We start from the raw sequence: 16,970 nt of genomic DNA, 5'->3' as shown, positions 1-16,970 counted from the left end.
CCGGCCTCAGGGCAGGCTGACGCCGGCCAGGGCCTGCGAGACCTCCCACGCCCGGGCCGCCTCGGTGGTGCTGCGCAGCGACGGGTACAGCGGCTGCTCCGCCGGCGGACCGCCCACCCGGCCCGGCCCGCGCGGGCCGTACATGACGCCCCGGTCGGCCGCCGTCGCCGCCGCGTCCTCGGGCACCGTGGCCGCCAGCAGCGCCGGCAGCCCGGCCGTCTCGGGGGTGCCCACCAGCACGCCCCGCGCCGACAGCCACCTGATCACCCGCACCTGCGGGGTGTCGGCGCTGCGGCCGACCTCCGGGCGCGCGGCCAGCAGGCTGGTCGGCGCCACGCCGGGGTGGGAGACCACGCTGGTCAGGCCCCACCCGCCGGCGCGGCTTCGCCGGTCGAGCTCGAGGGCGAACAGGCCGTAGGCGATCTTCGAGGACCGGTAGGCGGCCATGCCGTCGTAGGAGCGCTCCCAGTCGACGTCGTCCCAGTGCACCGACCCGCGCGCCGCGGCGACGCTGATCTGGGAGACCACCCGGGCCCGGCCCGCCCGCAGCAGCGGCAGGAGGTGCGCCACCAGCGCCACGTGCCCCAGGTGGTTGGTGCCCAGCTGCAGCTCGTGGCCGTCGGCGGTGGTCTGCCGGGTCGGCGGGGTCATCACCCCGGCGTTGCCGATGAGCAGGTGCACCGGTGAGCCCTCAGCGCGCAGCTGCTCCCCGAGCGCGGCCACCGAGGCCAGCGACCCCAGGTCCAGGTCGCGCAGCACCACGTCCGCCCCCGGCACCGACCGCCGGATGCCCGCAGCCGCCGCCTCGCCCTTGGTGCGCGAGCGCACCGGCAGCACCAGCTGCGCGCCCGCGGCGGCCAGCCGGGTGGCGATCCGCAGCCCGATGCCGTCGCTGCCCCCGGTCACCACCGCCCGCCGCCCGCGCAGGTCGGGGACGACGACGGCGTCCGCCGCCGCCCGCGCCCGTGCCCCGGCTCGTCCCTCGGCCCGTCCCTGTGACGGCTGCTGTGCTCGCTCGTTCGCCATGCCCCGAGCCTGGGCCCTGGGACGGCGCCCCTCCAGGACCGGCGCATCCGGGGACCGGCGGTCCCTGGCTGGGCCGTCGTGCCCGGTGGCGCCCGTCGCGCAGGATGGGCGGCGGACGCACACCACGGGAGGCGGCGTGATCGACAGGGCGGGCCTGGCGGAGTTCCTGCGCCGTCGTCGTGAGGCGCTGCAGCCGGCGGACGTCGGCCTGCCGCGCGGCGCGCGCCGCCGCACCCGGGGGCTGCGCCGCGAGGAGGTCGCGGCGCTGTGCCACATGTCGGCCGACTACTACACCCGCATCGAGCAGGAGCGCGGGCCGCAGCCGTCCGAGGCGATGCTCGCCGCGATCGCCCAGGGCCTGCACCTGTCCGTGGCCGAGCGCGACCACCTCTTCCGCCTCGCCGGCCACGCCGCACCGCTGCGCGGCGCCGCGGGGGAGCACGTCAGCCCCGGGATGCTGCGCATCCTCGACCGTCTCGACGACACCCCCGCGGAGGTGGTCACCGAGGTCGGCGAGACGCTGCGCCAGACCCGGCTCGGCGTCGCGCTCACCGGCGACGCCTCGCAGCGCTCCGGGCCGGCGCGCAGCCTGGGGTACCGCTGGTTCACCGACCCGGGCACGCGGGCCCTGTACGCCGCCGACGACCACGAGCACCTCTCGCGCCTGTTCGCCTCCGGCCTGCGCGAGCTGGTGGCCCTGCGGGGACGCGGCTCGCGCGCCGCGGCGCTCGCGGACGACCTCCTGCGGCGCAGCCCGGAGTTCGCCGCCCTCTGGCAGGCCCACGAGGTGGGCGTGAGGCCGCGGGAGACCAAGCGCTTCGTCCACCCCGAGGTGGGCCTGCTGGAGCTGAGCTGCCAGACGCTGCTCGACCCCGACCAGGGGCACCGCCTGCTCGTCTACACCGCCGCGCCGGGCAGCGAGAGCCACGAGCGGCTGCAGCTGCTGGAGGTGCTGGCCGGCCGGGCCGTGTGATCACCGTGCGTGATCGGTTCGCCCCCGCGCCGACGCTGCGGCAGCGTGGGGCGCAGCCGAGCGCGAGGGGGTGTCCCGATGAAGGCGATGGTGTACCGAGGGCCGTACCAGGTGCGGGCGGAGGAGAAGCCCGACCCGCGGATCGAGCACCCGGGCGACGCCGTGATCAGGGTGACCCTGGCGGCCATCTGCGGCTCGGACCTCCACCTCTACCACGGGCTCATGCCCGACACCCGGGTCGGGCACACCTTCGGCCACGAGTTCATCGGGGTCGTCGAGCAGGTCGGCTCGGCGGTCGAGGAGCTCACCGTGGGTGACCGCGTCATGGTGCCGTTCAACGTCTACTGCGGCACGTGCTGGTTCTGCGCGCGGGGGCTGTTCTCCAACTGCCACAACGTCAACCCCAACGCGACGGCCGTCGGGGGCATCTACGGCTACTCCCACACCACCGGCGGCTACGACGGCGGCCAGGCGCAGCGCGTGCGGGTGCCGTTCGCCGACGTCGGCCCGACGAAGGTCCCGGACTGGATGTCCGACGAGGACGCCGTCCTGCTCACCGACATGACGGCCACCGGCTACTTCGGCGCGCAGCTGGCCGACGTCGTCGAGGGCGACACCGTGGTGGTGCTCGGCGCCGGCCCGGTGGGCCTGGTGGCGGCCCGGTCGGCGTGGCTCATGGGCGCCGGGCGCGTCATCGTCGTCGACCACCTCGACGACCGCCTCGAGCGCGCCCGCACCTGGGCCTACGCCGAGACGATCAACTTCACGCACGTGGACGACGTCGTCGTCGAGATGAAGAAGCAGACCGACTGGCTCGGCGCCGACTCCGTCATCGACTGCGTCGGCGCCGAGGCCGACGGCAACCTCCTGCAGCACCTCACCGCCGCCAAGCTCAAGCTCCAGGGCGGCTCGCCGGTGGCGCAGAACTGGGCCATCGACGGGGTGCGCAAGGGCGGCACCGTCTCGGTGATGGGCGCCTACGGCCCCATCTTCAGCGCCGTGAAGTTCGGCGACGCGATGAACAAGGGCCTGACGCTGCGGATGAACCAGACGCCGGTCAAGCGCCAGTGGCCGCGGCTGTTCGAGCACGTGCGCGCCGGGCACCTGCGCCCCAGCGAGCTGGTCACCCACCGCTTCGCGCTGGACGACATCGCCGAGGCCTACCACGTGTTCTCCAGCAAGCTCGACGGCTGCATCAAGCCGCTCGTGATCCCCGACGCGGCCTGAGGAGGACGACGACGATGAGCACCGAGCCGAGCAGCACCGAGCCGACGGGCACCGGGCCGAGCAGCACCGGGCAGCCGGCCGGCGGTCCGGCCACCCCGTACGTCGCCCACCGCCGGCGCCCGACGCCCTCGGCCGAGGAGCTGCGGGCCCGCATCCCCGGGTGGGGCGCCGACCTCGACCCCGCCGACCGCCCCTCCTTCCCCAAGATGCAGTGGCAGGCCGACTCCGGCGCCCGCTGGGAGTACCCGCCGGAGCAGCCCCGCGACCCCCGGCGCGAGCGGTCGGTCGAGCACGCCCAGCTGACGCCGGTCTACGGCACGGCGCAGCCGCTGCACGGGCTGTCCGGCGCCGTGAGGCGCCTGGCCTACCGCCGCTACAGCGAGGGGCGCGCGGCGCACTGGCTGCTGCTCATCGCCGGCGACCGCATCGAGGCCTGGGGCGCGCGGGGGCGCTCCCTGGCCAGCGCCCGCCCGGACCAGCCGCTGACCGAGACCGGCGTGGCCGCCGAGGTGAGCCACCACGGCATCGCCTCCCGACGGCGCGGCAGCCGCACCGACACCGGCCACCAGATGCTCGACCCGGTGCTCGTCGCCGGCCCGTGGGTGGCCGCGGCCGCCGGTGCCGCGCTGGGGGTCCGCGCCCTCGCCCGCGCCGCCCGCCACTGACCCACCTCCACCCGCGCGGCGGGGCTGGGCAGCCTGACGCCCGGTGGGGAGCCTCACGCCCGGGTCCGAGCCCGGAAGCGGGCCTCAGGCTCCCCACCGGACCTGAGGCTCCCCACTGCCGGCCCGCCGCGTGACGACGTCGCCCGCGAGCGCCAGCCGGGAGGCGGGCACCACGGCACCGGCGCAGGATGGGCCGCGATGGCGACCGGTGAGCAGACCCGCGTCCGCAGGCCCTCGCTGCTGGCGCTCGCGCTGGTCACCGGGATCGGCCCCTTCGCCACCGACACCTACCTGGCCGCGCTGCCGCAGGTCCGCGAGGCGCTGGCCACCAGCTCGGCGGGCGCGCAGCTGACCATCACCGGCTTCATCGTGGGGCTGGCGGTCGGCCAGCTCGTCGCCGGGCCGGTCAGCGACGGGCGGGGGCGGCGCGGCGTCGTCGTCGGCAGCGCCGCCGCCTTCACCGCCGTCTCGCTGCTGTGCGTGCTCGCCCCCAGCGCGCCCCTGCTCGTGGTGCTGCGCGTGCTGCAGGGGCTGGTCGCGGGGGCCGGCGTGGCCGTCGGGCGGGCCGTCGTCAGCGACTCCCACGACGGCCCGGCCGCCGCGAAGGCGTTCGGCACCCTGGCGGCCATCACCCTGCTCGCACCGGTCATCGCGCCGGCAGCCGGCGGGCTGGTGCTGCAGGTCGCCGACTGGCGGGCCGTGTTCGGCCTCATGGGCGCCCTCGGTGCGCTGATGCTCGGCGCCGCGCTGGTGGGCGTCCCCGAGACCCTGCCGCGCGAGCGCCGCCAGCCCGGTGGGCTGCGCGCCCTGGGCGCGCGCGTGGCCGACCTCGCCCGCGACCGCCGCTTCGTGCACCCGGTGGTGGTGCAGTGCCTGGCCACCGCCGGCTTCTTCGTCTACATCGGCGGCTCCTCGATCGTGCTCCAGGACGCCCTGGGCCTGTCCAGCGGCACCTACTCCCTCGTCTTCGCCACCAACGCCGCCGCCATGGCGGCCACCAGCCTGGCCTTCCGGCTCACCGTGACCCGGCTGGGCGCACGGGCGCTGCGCCAGGTCGGGCTCCTCACCTCCACCGCGGGCGCGCTGGCGCTGCTCGCCGTCGCGGCCACCGCCGCCGGGCGGGGGCAGGAGGTGCCCCTGGGGGCGGTCTGGCCGCTGCTCACCGTCGTCGTCGCCGGCATGGGCCTCACCCTGCCGGCGAGCACCGTGCTCGCCCAGGAGGCCGGTCGGCGCTCGGCCGGCACCGCCTCCTCCCTCCTGGGCGGTTCGGGCTTCCTCGTCGGTGCCGCCGTCACGCCGCTGACGGGCCTGGTCGGTGACGAGTCGGTGCTGGCGATGGCCGCGCTCATGGTTCCCGGCTTCGCCGTCGCCACCCTCGTGGCGCTCGCCCCGGACCTGCTCACTCGGCGGCGCTGACCGCCTCGAGGTCCTGCACGCCCACCACGCGCAGCAGGTCCAGGCGCTCGCCGGTGCCCGTGCCCGGCTGCGGGCGGAACAGCACCAGCCGCTGCCCCGACGGCGGGCTGACCACCACGTCGCACTCCAGGTCCAGCCGCCCCACCCGCGGGTGCAGCAGCACCTTGCGCGTGGAGCGGCGCAGCGCCACCTCCTGGCGCGCCCAGATCTCCTGGAACTCCGCGCTCTCGCGGTGCAGCGCCGCCAGCAGGGCGCGCACGTCGTCGTCCTCGCCGCGCTGCCCGCTCGTGACGCGCAGGTCGGCGACGTGCTCGCGCCCCAGCTGCTCGCGCTGCTCCGGCGCGTACAGCGCCGCGATCGCGGGGTCGGTGAACCAGCGCCACACGAAGGCGCGGTCCAGCCCGCGCGCGTCGGTCATCGACCCGAGCAGCGCGCGGTTCAGGGGGTTCTGCGCGACCACCACGCTGAGGTCGTCGGTGACCATCGCCGGCACGGTCGGTGCCAGGGCGTCCAGCACGCACATGAGGCCGGCGTCGGCGTACCCGACCGCGCGGTGGCGCGCCGGCACGGGCTGCCCGGCCAGGCGGTGCACGTGGTCGCGCTCGTCCAGGGTGAACCTCAGCGCCCGGCAGACGGCGCCCAGCACCTCCGGGGAGGGCCGGGGCCCGCGGCCCTGCTCGATGCGCTCGTAGTAGTCGGTGGAGATCGCCGCCAGCAGCGCCACCTCGTCGCGCCGCAGGCCCGGGGTCCGGCGGCGGGCGCCGGCGACCAGGCCGACGTCGGCGGGCTGCAGCAGCTCGCGCCGGTGGCGCAGGAACTCCCCGAGCGCGTCCTTGCTCTGCTCGCTCACCGGCCCAGTGTGCTGCCGCTCCGGCCGTCCATCCCCGGACGGCCCGTCCGGGGATGAGCCGTGCGCGGGACGCGCGTCCGTCGCGTCGCAGGGTGGTGGCACACCGACCAGGACGACGACGGACGGAGCACCTCCCATGACCACGCAGACCACCCCGAAGACCGCTCTCATCACCGGAGCCAGCCGCGGCCTGGGCCGCAGCAGCGCGCTGCACCTGGCCCGCGCCGGCTGGGGCGTCATCGGCACCTACCGGTCCGAGCGCGCCGAGGCCGAGGCCGTGCTCGCCGAGGTGCGCGGGCAGGGCGTGCCGGCGGCGGCGCTGCAGCTGGACGTCGGCGCCGCCGCGTCCGACGCCGCCGTGCGCGAGGCGTTCGTCGCCGCGGTCCGCGACGCCCTGGGCCGGGCCGGCGCCGACGGGCTGCGCGCGGTCGTCCACTTCGCCGGCCACGGCGTGCACGCCCCGTACGCCGAGACCACCGCCGAGCAGCTCGAGGAGCTGCTGCGCGTGCACGTCTCGGCGCCCTTCCTGCTCACCCAGGCGCTGCTGCCGCTGCTGGGCGAGGGCAGCCGCGTGGTCAACGTCTCCAGCGGCCTGGCGCGCTTCACCAACCCCGGCTACGCCGCGTACGCCGCGGCCAAGGGCGCTGTGGAGGTGATGACCCGCTACCAGGCCGCGGAGCTGGGGGAGCGCGGCATCCGCGTCAACGTGCTGGCCCCCGGGGCCATCGCCACCGACTTCGGCGGCGGCGTGGTGCGCGACGTCGCGGCGGTGGGCGACGTCGTCGCGCGGGCCACCGCGCTCGGGCGCGTCGGCCTGCCCGAGGACATCGGTGCGGTGGTGCCCCAGCTGCTGTCGGACGGCTTCGGCTGGGCCAGCGGCACCCGCATCGAGGTCTCCGGCGGCCAGCAGCTCTGAGGCGGACCCCCTGCCCGGCCTCCGGAGGCGGTCGGGCAGGGTGGTGGGGTGGCCGACTGGGACGACGTCGTCAGGTACTTCTCCACCGACGCCGTGGCGCACCTCGCGACCATCGGCAAGGACGGCGGGCCCCGCTCCGTGCCCGTGTGGGTGGACGTGCGCGGCAGCGAGCTGCTCTTCTTCACCGAGGAGGGCAGCGTCAAGGACCGCAACCTCGCCCGCGACCCGCGCCTGGCCTTCTCCGTCACCGCCCCGGCCAACCCGCTGAGCCTGGCGACGGTGCGCGGGGAGGTCGCCGAGCGGCTCACCGGCGAGGCGGCGATGGCCGTGGTCGACCGCGTCTCGCGCGCCTACACCGGTGAGGACTACCCCCAGCGCGAGGGCTTCGTCGCCTTCGTCGTGCGCCCGACCTCGTGGTGGGCCAACGACTTCACCGAGGCCTGACCGCGCTGCGGGCGTGGCCCCGGCGGACCAGCTCGGACAGGACGGCGACGTCGACGTCGTCCAGACCCCTGAGGTAGACGCAGCTGGCGCCGGTCTCGTGCGGGCCGAGCCGGGCCAGCAGCTCCTCGGCGTCGGGGCCGCTGCGCAGGCCGTAGAGCGCCAGCCGGGCGCCGCGGACCGCGAAGCCGACCGCCGGCCACTCGTGCGTGCGCCCGCCCGAGGACGACGTCGTGGTGGTGCCGTACCCGACGATCGAGCCCCAGAGCACGGCCTGCTCGCCGGTGGCGGCGGCGAAGACGTCGGCGAGCCGGCGCGCGCCCTCCCGGCGCGCCGGGGGTAGCGCGTCGAGGTGGCCGGCCAGGTCGGTGCCTGTGCGCTGCGTCTTCGGCGTGGCCACGCCCCGAGCGTGGCGCCGCGCGCCCCTCGGGGGCAAGCCTCGTCGACCGACCACCGTCGGGCGACGCGGTCAGCCCCGGCGGTGCGAGGCGGTGCAGCGGGCCTCGGAAGACCGGCCCCTTGGCGGTGACGGGTCCGTCACGGTGGAGGGGCCGATCGCCCGACGTCCGCGGACCCGCCCGTCCGGGTCCCCCTCGCTCCCTCGCCGCTGGGCGCGCGGTCAGCGGCGCGGTCGCCTGCTCCCGCCGCCACGGGGCGGCCTGCCGACCCAGGCGCTGAAGGAGCGCAGGGAGCCCGACCCCGGCCGCCGCAGCCACGGCCAGGGGTGCAGGGCGACGACGTCGAGCGCCGCCGAGCGCCTCTTCCAGCCCGGCACGTAGGTCCACGTCGTGGCCAGGGGGCGCCCGGCCAGCTCGGCCACCGGGTCGCCGAGGTGCACCTGCACCTCCCGCTCGGCGGCCAGGTCGGCCAGGGCCTCGGTGAGGAAGACCAGGCGCTTGCCCGACAGGGCCAGGCGGGTCAGCAGCGGCTCGTCGAAGACGAACACCGCCGGCAGGTCGGGGTGGGCGGCCAGGGCGGGCTCGTCGGTGCCGAGGGACTCCGCGGTCAGCCACACCGACTCCGGTTCGCCCCTGACGAGCGGCTCGACGGGGCCCGCGTCGGTGGGGCCTCCGGCCAGCGAGGCGGGGCCCTCGACCTTGGGGCCCGACTGCACCTCGGGCCAGTCCTGCACCGGGCACGCGTCGCGCAGCGCGCACCCGGCGCACAGCTGCGGGGCGCGCTTCTCCACCTGCCAGCGGCTGAAGCCGTAGACCTTGCCGGTGCCCATCCCGGCGGCCCACTGCCAGCCGACCCGGTTGGCGGCGCGGGAGCCGTCGAGCAGGTGGCGGTACATGCGCTGCTCGCCCTCGCGCCAGTCGGCGCCGGCGCGCACGGCCCACTGCGAGGCCAGCCACATCCGGGTCTGGTTGACCAGCCAGCCCTTCTCCTGCAGCTCACCGACCGTGGCGTCCATGCAGGCCATCTCCCGCGGCCAGGGGTCGCCGTCCCAGGACGCGCTGCCCCGCCCGCTGCCCCGCCCGCTGCCCGGGACGGGCACGGGGGCGCCGAAGCGCAGCGGCGCGCCGTTGGCCCGCCCGACCCGGGCGTACACGTGGCGGGAGTACTCCTGCCACAGCAGCTCGTCGCGGAACTTCTCCCGGTCCCGGTGGGGCGCGGCGCCGGCGGCCTCCCACACCGCCGGCAGCGTCAGCAGCCCGTGGCGGATGTAGGGGGAGAGCTGGCTCGCCCCGCGGCTGGACTCGGGCAGCACGGTGCTGCGGCGCGCGGCGTAGCCGGTGAGGTCCAGGGAGGCCAGCGCCGCGTCCGCGGCGGCCTGCCCGCCCCGCACGGGTGAGGCGCGGACGTCGTCGCAGGCCAGGTGGCCCAGGTGCTCGCGCACCCAGGCGACCACCCGCGCCCTGTCGCCGCTGCTGTCGACCGGCGGGGTGGGCAGGCGCACCCGGTCACCCTCGCCGATCACCCCGGCCGCGGCGAGCCGGGCCGGCCAGCCGCCGCAGCGCCGCCGCCCGGCGCCGCCACGCCGGCCACGCCCTCCGCCAGGTCGCCGGCCACGGGCCCCGCCGCTGCTGCGCCAGCGTGCGCCGCACCAGCGGCGCGACCACCGCCGTCGCCGGCACCGGACCGGTGTGCTGCTCGCGCTCGCGGGCGCGCTCCTCGAGGTCGAGCGGCACCAGCACCTGCTCCACCGCCGTCAGCAGCGTGCCGCGCAGCAGCCACAGGGAGGTCTGCGCCCGCGCGTCGACGAAGAGCAGCTCGGCCAGCAGCGCCCGCGCCTCCCGCGCCCGCTCCAGCCCCTCGGCGAGCTGGCGGGCGACGTCGGCCTCGGCGCCCTCGGTCTCGGCGGCCACGAGCTCGCCGAAGGCGCGCAGGCAGGAGGCGACCTCCTCCAGCAGCACCGCGAACGCGGGCCGGACGTCCTCGCCGTAGCCGTCGTCGGGGGTGGGGGCCCGGGGCGCCTCGTGGTGGACGGCCACGAAGAGGGCGCGCAGGGCCAGGGCCGACTGGTCCAGGGCGTCCAGGCCCGTGCGCAGCGCCGGCTCCACCTCCCTCGTGCCCAGGGCGCGGGCGTTCCAGCGGCGCAGGTCGCCGACCTCGCTGACGGCCTCGGCCGCCGCCGCGGCCGTGGTGGCCACCGCGCGCGCCCGCCCCAGCCACTGGGCGACCTCCGCCTGGGTGACGGCCCGCTCGGCCAGGGACCGGCTGGCCAGCTCCAGGCACGCGGCCTGCTGCTCGGCCACCTCCCGCACCTCGGCGACCGCGCGCCGCGTCGGCACCGCCGGCGGCAGGAGCAGGGCCAGGGCGATGCCCACGCCCGTGCCGATGAGGGTGGTCACCACGCGGGTCTCCGCCGCGAGCTGCTGGCCGCCGACGGCCAGCACGAGCATCGCGCTGATCGGGGTCTCCAGGGTCTGCGCGCCGAGGCGCAGCAGGGCCGCCAGCCCCAGCGAGGCGGCGATGGCCAGGCCCAGGCTCCACCACGTCAGCCCGACCAGGGTGGACAGGACGACGGCGACGAGCACTCCGGTCAGCACCGCCCCGACGCGGACGGCCGCCATCCGCAGGCTCGCGTGGGCGGAGGCCTGCAGCACCAGCAGCGCGGTGAGGGCGCCGGTGAGGTCGACGGGCCCGTCGGTGAGCCAGGTGGTCAGCAGGTAGGCGAGCACCCCGGCGAGGACGAGCCGGGCCGTCCTGGTGACGGCCGCGACGTCGACGTGCACATGGCCTCCTCGCCCCCGGGTGCGGGCTGCGAGGCGGCCCTACCGCGTCCGGGTCGCCATCGTGCGCCCGACCGCCGCGGCCGGCGAGCCGGCGCGGCGCGGGCGCAGGTCGATGACGGCCGGCGCGCTCCCGAGCGAGCTGTCGTCGATGGCCAGGGCGTCGAGGGCCAGGGCGTCGACGGGCAGGGCGTCGACGAGCGCCGCGGCGGTGGCGAGGTCGGCGACCGGCGTCCCGAGCTCGAGGGCGCGGGTGGCCTTGCGGGTGCCGGAGCGCACGTCGTCGGTGACGAGCAGCACCGTGCGGCGCGAGACGGCGCTGGTGACGCGCAGGCCGCGCTCGCGGCAGCGGGCCTCGAGGTCGGCGCGGACGTCGGGGTCGCCGCCGGTGAAGACGACGGCGTCGCCGGCGCGGAGCGCGGGCAGCGGCTGCGAGGAGGGCGCTGCCACGGATCGTGATAACGGGACCGGGCTGCTGGACCTGTCCCCGCCCACCGACCCGCGGGGCCTCAGCGCCGCAGCAGCCGCCGGCAGTGCGACCGGCGGCCACGCCGTCGTCGTCGCCCGGCGCAGGAGGTCGGCGTGGGCGTCAGGCCCACCGGCGCGCAGGTAGCAGGCGAGCAGCTCCGCGGTGGCGCGCGCGTCGCCGAGGGCGGAGTGGGCGCCGGTGAGCCGCACGCCCGCGGCGGCGCAGCAGTCGGCCAGCTTGCGCCGCAGCAGGTGCGGCAGGTGGCGCCGGCTCTCGGCGAGCGTGCACAGCTGGGCGACCTCGGGCATGAGCACGCCGGCGCGCTCGAGCTCGGCCCGCAGGAACGGCACGTCGAAGCGGGCGTTGTGCGCCACGAGCACCCGGCCCGCCAGCACCTCGACCAGCGGTGCCACGACGTCGGCGAAGCGCGGGGCCGAGCGCACGTCGGCGGGGCGGATGCCGTGCACGTGCGTGGCCCCGACGGTCGGGCGGCCGGGGTGGACCAGCGTCGACCACTGCGCGCCCAGCTCGCCGCCGGGGGAGACGTGGACGACGGCCACCTCCACGACGCGCTCGGTGCGCGGGGAGAGGCCGGTCGTCTCCAGGTCGAGCACGGCGAAGCCAGGGGTGCCGGGGAAGTGCACCCCGTCACGCTACGTGGTCTGCTCACCCGGTCAGCGCACGCTCCGTCGCTGCTGCTCGGACTGCCTGGACGGAGCGGCGGACGTCCTCGGCGTCGGTGGCCGCGTTGCTCACCGAGATCCGCATGACGTCGCGCCCTCTCCAGCGCGAGCCCGACATCCACGCCTCGCCGCCGGCGAGCAGGCGCTGCGTGACCGCCCGGGTGCGCTCGTCGTCCTCGAAGGCCACGCAGACCTGGGTGTGGACGACGTCGTTGAGCACCGTCGCGCCCGGGACGTCCGCGATCCCCCCGGCGAGAGCGCGCGCGTTCGCCGCGAGCCCGCCGACCAGCCGCGCGACGCCGTCGGAGCCCAGTGACCGCAGCGCCGCCCACACCGGCACCCCCCGCGCCCGTCGGGAGAGCTCCGGCACGTGCTCGAGGGGATCACCGGCGCCCGTCACGTCGGCCACGAGGTAGCTGGTGTGCACGCCCATCGCCCGGCGCAGGTCGGCCGGCTCGCGCACCGCGGCGATGCCGCAGTCGTAGGGGGTGTTGAGCGTCTTGTGGGCGTCGGTGGTCCACGAGTCGGCGCCCGCCACGCCTGAGGTCAGGTGGCGCAGCTCCGGGCAGGCGGCTGCCCACAGCCCGAAGGCGCCGTCGACGTGCACCCACGTCGCGGCTGCACCACCCTCGCCGGCCCTCCCACCGGGGCTGCGCGACTCTCGGACTGCAGCGACCGCCTCGGTGAAGGGGTCGAAGGCGCCGGAGTGCACGTTCCCCGCCTGCAGGCAGACGATGAGCGGCGCCTCGCGCGGCACCGCCGCCAGCGCCGTCCGCAGGGCCGTCACCTCGACCCGCCCCTGGTCGTCGGCCGCCACGACCGCCGGCCGGCCCAGCCCCAGGTAGCGCAGGGCGAGGTCGACGGTGTCGTGGCGCTCGGCGCCCACCAGCACGTGCACCCGCGGGCCGCCGGTGAGGCCGTCGGCGTCGAGGTCCCACCCGACGTCTCGCAGCACGCGGGAGCGTGCGGCGGCGAGGCACGTGAAGTTCGCGGTGGTCGCGCCGGTGGTGAAGCCGACTCCGGACCCGCGGGGCAGGCCGAGCAGCTCCAGCACCCAGCCCGCCGCCGCCTCCTCGAGCGCCGCGACCGCAGGGGTGGCGTAGCGCAGCCCGGCGTTCTGGTCCCACGCGCTGACCAGCCAGTCCGCTGCGAGCGCCGCGGGCAGCGTGCCGCCCATCACCCAGCCGAAGAAGCGGCCGGACTGGATGGCCAGGAGTCCCGGCTCCGCGGTGGTGGCCAGCTCGTCGACCACCTGCTGCGGCGGCGCGCCCTCGGCGGGGAGAGGGACGGCCAGCCGGCCCGCGAGCTCGTCGGCGGTCGCGCTGGGACGCACCGGCCGGGTGCCCACCCCTTCCAGCCAGCGCTGCGCGTGGCCGGCTGCCGCCTGCAGCGCCGGTCGGTAGTCGTCGACGTCCACCGCCATGGGGGCCTCCCGAGTCGGTCCCGACGGTAGACCCGCGAGGCCCCCCGCAGAAGGGCCTAGTCGTCCTGCTCCGGCAGGTACAGGCAGAAGGGGTGCCCGTCGGGGTCGCGCATCACGCGCACGTCGTCCTGCGGCTGGAAGCTGTCGACCTCCGCGCCGACTCGCACCGCCCACGCGACGGCGGCCTCGAGGTCGTCCACCTCGATGTCGAGGTGCGCGGTGGCGTTCTGCCCGCCCGGCACGCTCGGCCACGCCGGGCGGGTGAAGGCGCGGTCGAGCTCGAAGCTCAGCGTCCCGCCGAAGGCGGGGCCGGGACCGACCTGCACCCACCCCGGCTCGTCCGTGGTCACCTCGTGCCCGAGCAGCCGCGCGTAGAAGCCCGCGAGGCGCCGGGGGTCGGAGGAGGCGAACGTCAGCGCGGTCAGGCGCAGGCGGGGGCGGGCGTCATCGTCGTCGTCGGCCATGTCCCGAGGCTGCCACCCCGCGGTGACAGCGCCGTGGCCGCGGGGTCTTGACGCGGGGCGGCGGTGTGGCCGTGGATGGGCGGCAGCGCCGCCGGAGGCGCCGGGGGACGGCGCCGCGAGACGAGGAGGACCTCCGTGCCTGTCGAGTGGGACGCCGAGCCCGTGGTCGACCCGGACGCCGCGCCCAGCGGGGACGGCTGCGCGGACTGCCTCGCGGCGCAGCCGACCGGCTGGTGGTTCCACCTGCGGCGCTGCGCGGCGTGCGGGAACGTCGGGTGCTGCGACTCCTCCCCGTCCCAGCACGCCACCGCGCACGCGCAGGCCACGGGGCACCGGGTGGTGCAGAGCTTCGAGCCCGGCGAGGACTGGATGTGGGACTACCGCGACCAGACCTACGCGCGCGGGCCGCAGCTGCGCGAGCCGCGCAGCCACCCCGCCGACCAGCCCGCCCCCGGCCCGGCCGGCGCGGTGCCGGCCGACTGGCAGCAGCACCTGCACGCCTGAGGCCACGCCGTAGATGACGACGACGGAGGCGTGGCCCGCGCTGCGCGTGGGGGACTGGGCGCCCACCCGCGAGACGCTGCACATGGTCACGCAGGTGGTCGGCAAGGTGCGTCTCGCGCACGCGCCGCTGGTGAACCACTGGTGGAACAGCGCGCTGTACGTCAGCGCGCGCGGGCTGACGACGTCGGCGCTGCCGGTCGGCTCCGGTGTGGCCGACCTGGAGCTCGACCTGGTCGACCACCGCCTGGTCGTGCGCACCAGCGGAGGGGAGCGGCGCGAGGTGGCGCTGCGCGAGCGGCCCGTGGCCGACTTCTACGCCGAGGTGGTCGCCGCGCTGGACGCCCTGGGCATCGACAGGCCGCGCCAGCCGCGGCCCAACGAGGTCGACCCGTCCATCCCGTTCGCGGACGACCACCAGCACACCGCCTACGACCCCGACGCCGTGCACCTCTTCTGGCGCCAGCTGCTGGCCGCCGACCGCGTCCTGGGACGGTTCCGGGCGCGCTTCGCCGGCAAGGTCAGCCCGGTGCACTTCTTCTGGGGCTCGATGGACCTGGCGTGCACCCGCTTCTCCGGGCGGCCCGCGCCCGAGCACCCCGGCGGTGCCCCGAACTGCGGGGACTGGGTGATGGTCGAGGGCTACTCCCACGAGCTCAGCAGCTGCGGCTTCTGGCCCGGCGGCGGGGAGGAGGGCGCCTTCTACGCCTACGCCTACCCCGAGCCCGACGGCTTCCAGGAGGCGACCGGGCTGCCGGAGGGGTCGGTCTACAGCACCGAGGGCGGGCAGTACCGGCTGCCGTACGAGGCGGTGCGGACCGCGGCCGACCCGGACGCGACGCTGATGGCCTTCCTGCAGCGCACCTACGAGGCCGCGGCCGACCGCGCCGGGTGGGATAGGGCGGCGCTGGAGGTCGACCCGGACCGCTGGCGCCACCGCGAGCGCCAGTAGCCTCCGCGCGTGGCGATCGTCCCGGACACCAAGGACTGGACCTGGGTGCTGCAGCGCCCCTGCGCGGAGTGCGGCTTCGACGCCGCGGCCGTCGCCTTCTCCGACGTCCCGGCGCTGGTGCGGCGCAACGCCGCCGCGTGGCCCGCGGAGCTGCAGCGCCCCGGCGCTGCGCAGCGCCAGAGCCCGGACCGCTGGTCGGTGCTGGAGTACGCCGCCCACGTCCGCGACGTCTTCACGATCTTCACCGAGCGGCTGGCGCTCATGCGCGAGCAGGACGCCCCGCGCTTCGCCAACTGGGACCAGGACGCCACCGCGGAGCAGGAGCGCTACGCCGAGCAGGACCCGGCCGTGGTCGCCGAGCAGCTGCTCGCGGCGGGCGAGGCCGCTGCCGACGCCTTCGCCGCGGTCCCGCCCGAGGACCTGCAGCGGCCGGGCCTGCGCTCGGACGGCAGCGCCTTCACCGTCGAGAGCCTCGCCCTGTACTTCCTGCACGACCCGGTGCACCACCTCCACGACGTGCAGCGCTCCTCCTGATCCGCAGGGCCTGAGGCTCACCGGCGCGTTCTCCTCCGCCGCGGGCCTGCCGCCTGCGAGGGTGCTGGTGTGGTCGACAGACGAGGGGTCCGGCACGGGGCGCGGGCCGCAGCGGCGGCAGCGCTGGCGGTGGGAGCGCTGGTGGCAGCCGGCGCGCCGGCGCAGGCGCTCACCACCGACCGGTGGGCGGGCGACGACCGCTACGCCACCGCGGCGACCGTCTCGGCGAACGCGTGGCCGGACGGGGCGTACGACGTCGTCGTCGTCAACGGCACCAGCTTCGCCGACGCCCTGGCGGCGGCGCCGCTGGCCTCGCTGTACGACGCGCCTCTGCTGACCGTCACGGCCGACCGCGTGCCCGCGGCGACCACCAAGGAGCTGGTGCGCCTGCGGCCACACCGCGCCCTGGTGGTCGGCGGCAGGACCGCCGTCAGCGACGCCGTCTACGGCGAGGTGGGCTCCCGGACCATCGACGGCGCCCACCGCATCTCCGGTGACGACCGCTACGGCACCGCGGCGGCCGTCGCCGAGCAGGAGTTCGCCGGCGGAGCCGACGAGGTCTACGTCGCCTCCGGCGAGGGCTTCCCGGACGCCCTCGCCGCCGGGGCTGCGGGCGCCGCGGACCTGGCGCCGCTGGTGCTCACCACCAAGGGCGCCCTCCCGCCGAGCAGCCTCGCGGCGCTGGAGGCCCTCGAGCCCACCCGCATCACCGTGGTCGGCGGCGAGGCCGTCATCTCCCCGGCGGTCCAGGCCCAGCTGGAGGCCGCCTGGCCCGGGACGGTCCGCCGCATCAGCGGCGGCGACCGGTACGCCACCGCCGCGAAGGTCGCCCGCGACGTCAGCCCCACCTCTCCCGGCACGCTGCTGGCCAGCGGGCTCAACTTCCCCGACGCCCTCGCCGGCGCCGCGCTGGGCGTGCCGCTGCTGCTGACCCGCCCGGACTGCCTGCCGCAGGTCACCGCTGACGCGATCGGCGCGATGGGCGTCGAGGAGGTCGTCGGTCTGGGCGGCACCGCGGTGCTCAGCGAGGACGCCCTGCGCGGGCGGGTCTGCGCCCTGCCGGCGGCGGTCCCGGCACCCGCGCCGTCCTCGTCACCGGCGCCCTCGCCCTCCGGCGGGTCGCTGTACGCGAACTGCGACGCCGTCCGCGCCGCCGGCAAGGCGCCGATCCGCCGCGGCGACCCGGGGTTCGAGGACAAGTTCGACAGGGACGGCGACGGCGTCGGCTGCGAGACGGTCTAGCTCCGTCCCGCG

At 77.0% G+C, this 16,970-nt stretch carries 18 protein-coding genes; 10 read left to right on the top strand and 8 right to left on the bottom strand.

All coding sequences use genetic code 11. The annotated features are described in order from the left end of the window. Positions 1-6 precede the first annotated feature (6 nt). Positions 7-1,026, bottom strand: coding sequence for an SDR family oxidoreductase (locus tag ACUN9U_RS07065; RefSeq protein ID WP_445484232.1), 1,020 nt, complete (start codon positions 1,024-1,026; stop codon positions 7-9). Between the two features lie 136 nt (positions 1,027-1,162). Between ACUN9U_RS07065 and ACUN9U_RS07060 the strand changes: the two genes are divergently transcribed. The 4 genes from ACUN9U_RS07060 (at position 1,163) to ACUN9U_RS07045 (ending at position 5,307) form a co-directional block, all read left to right on the top strand. Continuing rightward, positions 1,163-1,999 (top strand): helix-turn-helix transcriptional regulator, encoded by an 837-nt coding sequence (locus ACUN9U_RS07060; RefSeq protein ID WP_445484231.1) that lies wholly within the window; start codon positions 1,163-1,165, stop codon positions 1,997-1,999. A gap of 78 nt (positions 2,000-2,077) precedes the next feature. Further along, on the top strand, positions 2,078-3,226 hold the full coding sequence (locus ACUN9U_RS07055) for a zinc-dependent alcohol dehydrogenase (protein WP_445484230.1): 1,149 nt from the start codon (positions 2,078-2,080) through the stop codon (positions 3,224-3,226). Positions 3,227-3,240: 14 nt separating this feature from the next. Next, positions 3,241-3,891 carry a hypothetical protein gene (locus ACUN9U_RS07050; RefSeq protein WP_445484229.1) on the top strand — a complete coding sequence of 217 codons (651 nt, stop codon included), beginning with the start codon at positions 3,241-3,243 and terminating at the stop codon, positions 3,889-3,891. A gap of 198 nt (positions 3,892-4,089) precedes the next feature. Continuing rightward, positions 4,090-5,307: a Bcr/CflA family efflux MFS transporter gene (locus ACUN9U_RS07045; RefSeq protein WP_445484228.1), complete on the top strand. Its 1,218-nt coding sequence runs from the start codon at positions 4,090-4,092 to the stop codon at positions 5,305-5,307. On the opposite strand, the gene ACUN9U_RS07040 is transcribed toward ACUN9U_RS07045, so the two are convergent. Next, positions 5,291-6,157: a helix-turn-helix transcriptional regulator gene (locus ACUN9U_RS07040; protein ID WP_445484227.1), complete on the bottom strand. Its 867-nt coding sequence runs from the start codon at positions 6,155-6,157 to the stop codon at positions 5,291-5,293. The two genes, ACUN9U_RS07045 and ACUN9U_RS07040, sit on opposite strands and share 17 nt — an antisense overlap. Positions 6,158-6,293: 136 nt before the next feature. Between ACUN9U_RS07040 and ACUN9U_RS07035 the strand changes: the two genes are divergently transcribed. Beyond that, complete coding sequence (locus ACUN9U_RS07035; RefSeq protein ID WP_445484226.1) at positions 6,294-7,073, top strand: SDR family NAD(P)-dependent oxidoreductase; 780 nt, start codon at positions 6,294-6,296, stop codon at positions 7,071-7,073. Between the two features lie 48 nt (positions 7,074-7,121). After that, the gene (locus tag ACUN9U_RS07030) at positions 7,122-7,517 is read left to right on the top strand and encodes a TIGR03618 family F420-dependent PPOX class oxidoreductase (protein WP_445484225.1); all 396 of its coding nucleotides are present in this window, start codon (positions 7,122-7,124) and stop codon (positions 7,515-7,517) included. Here the strand turns inward: ACUN9U_RS07030 and ACUN9U_RS07025 are convergent. From ACUN9U_RS07025 to ACUN9U_RS07000, 6 genes are all read right to left on the bottom strand, one after another. Beyond that, positions 7,504-7,914 (bottom strand): DUF1801 domain-containing protein, encoded by a 411-nt coding sequence (locus tag ACUN9U_RS07025; protein ID WP_445484224.1) that lies wholly within the window; start codon positions 7,912-7,914, stop codon positions 7,504-7,506. The two genes, ACUN9U_RS07030 and ACUN9U_RS07025, sit on opposite strands and share 14 nt — an antisense overlap. Positions 7,915-8,133: 219 nt before the next feature. After that, on the bottom strand, positions 8,134-9,414 hold the full coding sequence (locus ACUN9U_RS07020; protein ID WP_445484223.1) for an FAD-binding domain-containing protein: 1,281 nt from the start codon (positions 9,412-9,414) through the stop codon (positions 8,134-8,136). Positions 9,415-9,418: 4 nt separating this feature from the next. Further along, positions 9,419-10,693 carry an FUSC family protein gene (locus ACUN9U_RS07015; protein ID WP_445484222.1) on the bottom strand — a complete coding sequence of 425 codons (1,275 nt, stop codon included), beginning with the start codon at positions 10,691-10,693 and terminating at the stop codon, positions 9,419-9,421. A 39-nt stretch (positions 10,694-10,732) separates the two neighbouring features. Continuing rightward, positions 10,733-11,803, bottom strand: coding sequence for an exonuclease domain-containing protein (locus tag ACUN9U_RS07010; RefSeq protein ID WP_445484221.1), 1,071 nt, complete (start codon positions 11,801-11,803; stop codon positions 10,733-10,735). Between the two features lie 22 nt (positions 11,804-11,825). Further along, entirely contained in the window at positions 11,826-13,265 is a 1,440-nt protein-coding gene (locus ACUN9U_RS07005; RefSeq protein ID WP_445484220.1) for a pyridoxal phosphate-dependent decarboxylase family protein, read from the bottom strand. A gap of 56 nt (positions 13,266-13,321) precedes the next feature. Next, on the bottom strand, positions 13,322-13,729 hold the full coding sequence (locus tag ACUN9U_RS07000; RefSeq protein ID WP_445484219.1) for a VOC family protein: 408 nt from the start codon (positions 13,727-13,729) through the stop codon (positions 13,322-13,324). Positions 13,730-13,864: 135 nt separating this feature from the next. Between ACUN9U_RS07000 and ACUN9U_RS06995 the strand changes: the two genes are divergently transcribed. The 4 genes from ACUN9U_RS06995 to ACUN9U_RS06980 all read left to right on the top strand — a co-directional run bounded on the left by ACUN9U_RS06995 (position 13,865) and on the right by ACUN9U_RS06980 (position 16,958). Beyond that, on the top strand, positions 13,865-14,233 hold the full coding sequence (locus ACUN9U_RS06995; protein WP_445484218.1) for a UBP-type zinc finger domain-containing protein: 369 nt from the start codon (positions 13,865-13,867) through the stop codon (positions 14,231-14,233). A gap of 13 nt (positions 14,234-14,246) precedes the next feature. Next, positions 14,247-15,182, top strand: a complete 936-nt coding sequence (locus tag ACUN9U_RS06990; RefSeq protein ID WP_445484217.1) for a DUF5996 family protein — start codon at positions 14,247-14,249, stop codon at positions 15,180-15,182. A 9-nt stretch (positions 15,183-15,191) separates the two neighbouring features. Continuing rightward, positions 15,192-15,716 (top strand): DinB family protein, encoded by a 525-nt coding sequence (locus ACUN9U_RS06985; RefSeq protein ID WP_445484216.1) that lies wholly within the window; start codon positions 15,192-15,194, stop codon positions 15,714-15,716. Between the two features lie 69 nt (positions 15,717-15,785). Next, positions 15,786-16,958 carry a cell wall-binding repeat-containing protein gene (locus ACUN9U_RS06980; protein ID WP_445484215.1) on the top strand — a complete coding sequence of 391 codons (1,173 nt, stop codon included), beginning with the start codon at positions 15,786-15,788 and terminating at the stop codon, positions 16,956-16,958. Positions 16,959-16,970 lie beyond the last annotated feature (12 nt).

It is taken from the genome of Quadrisphaera sp. KR29, from assembly GCF_052644995.1.
Note: the sequence above shows the minus strand (reverse complement) of the source record. Positions and strands in the feature narration are given on the sequence as shown.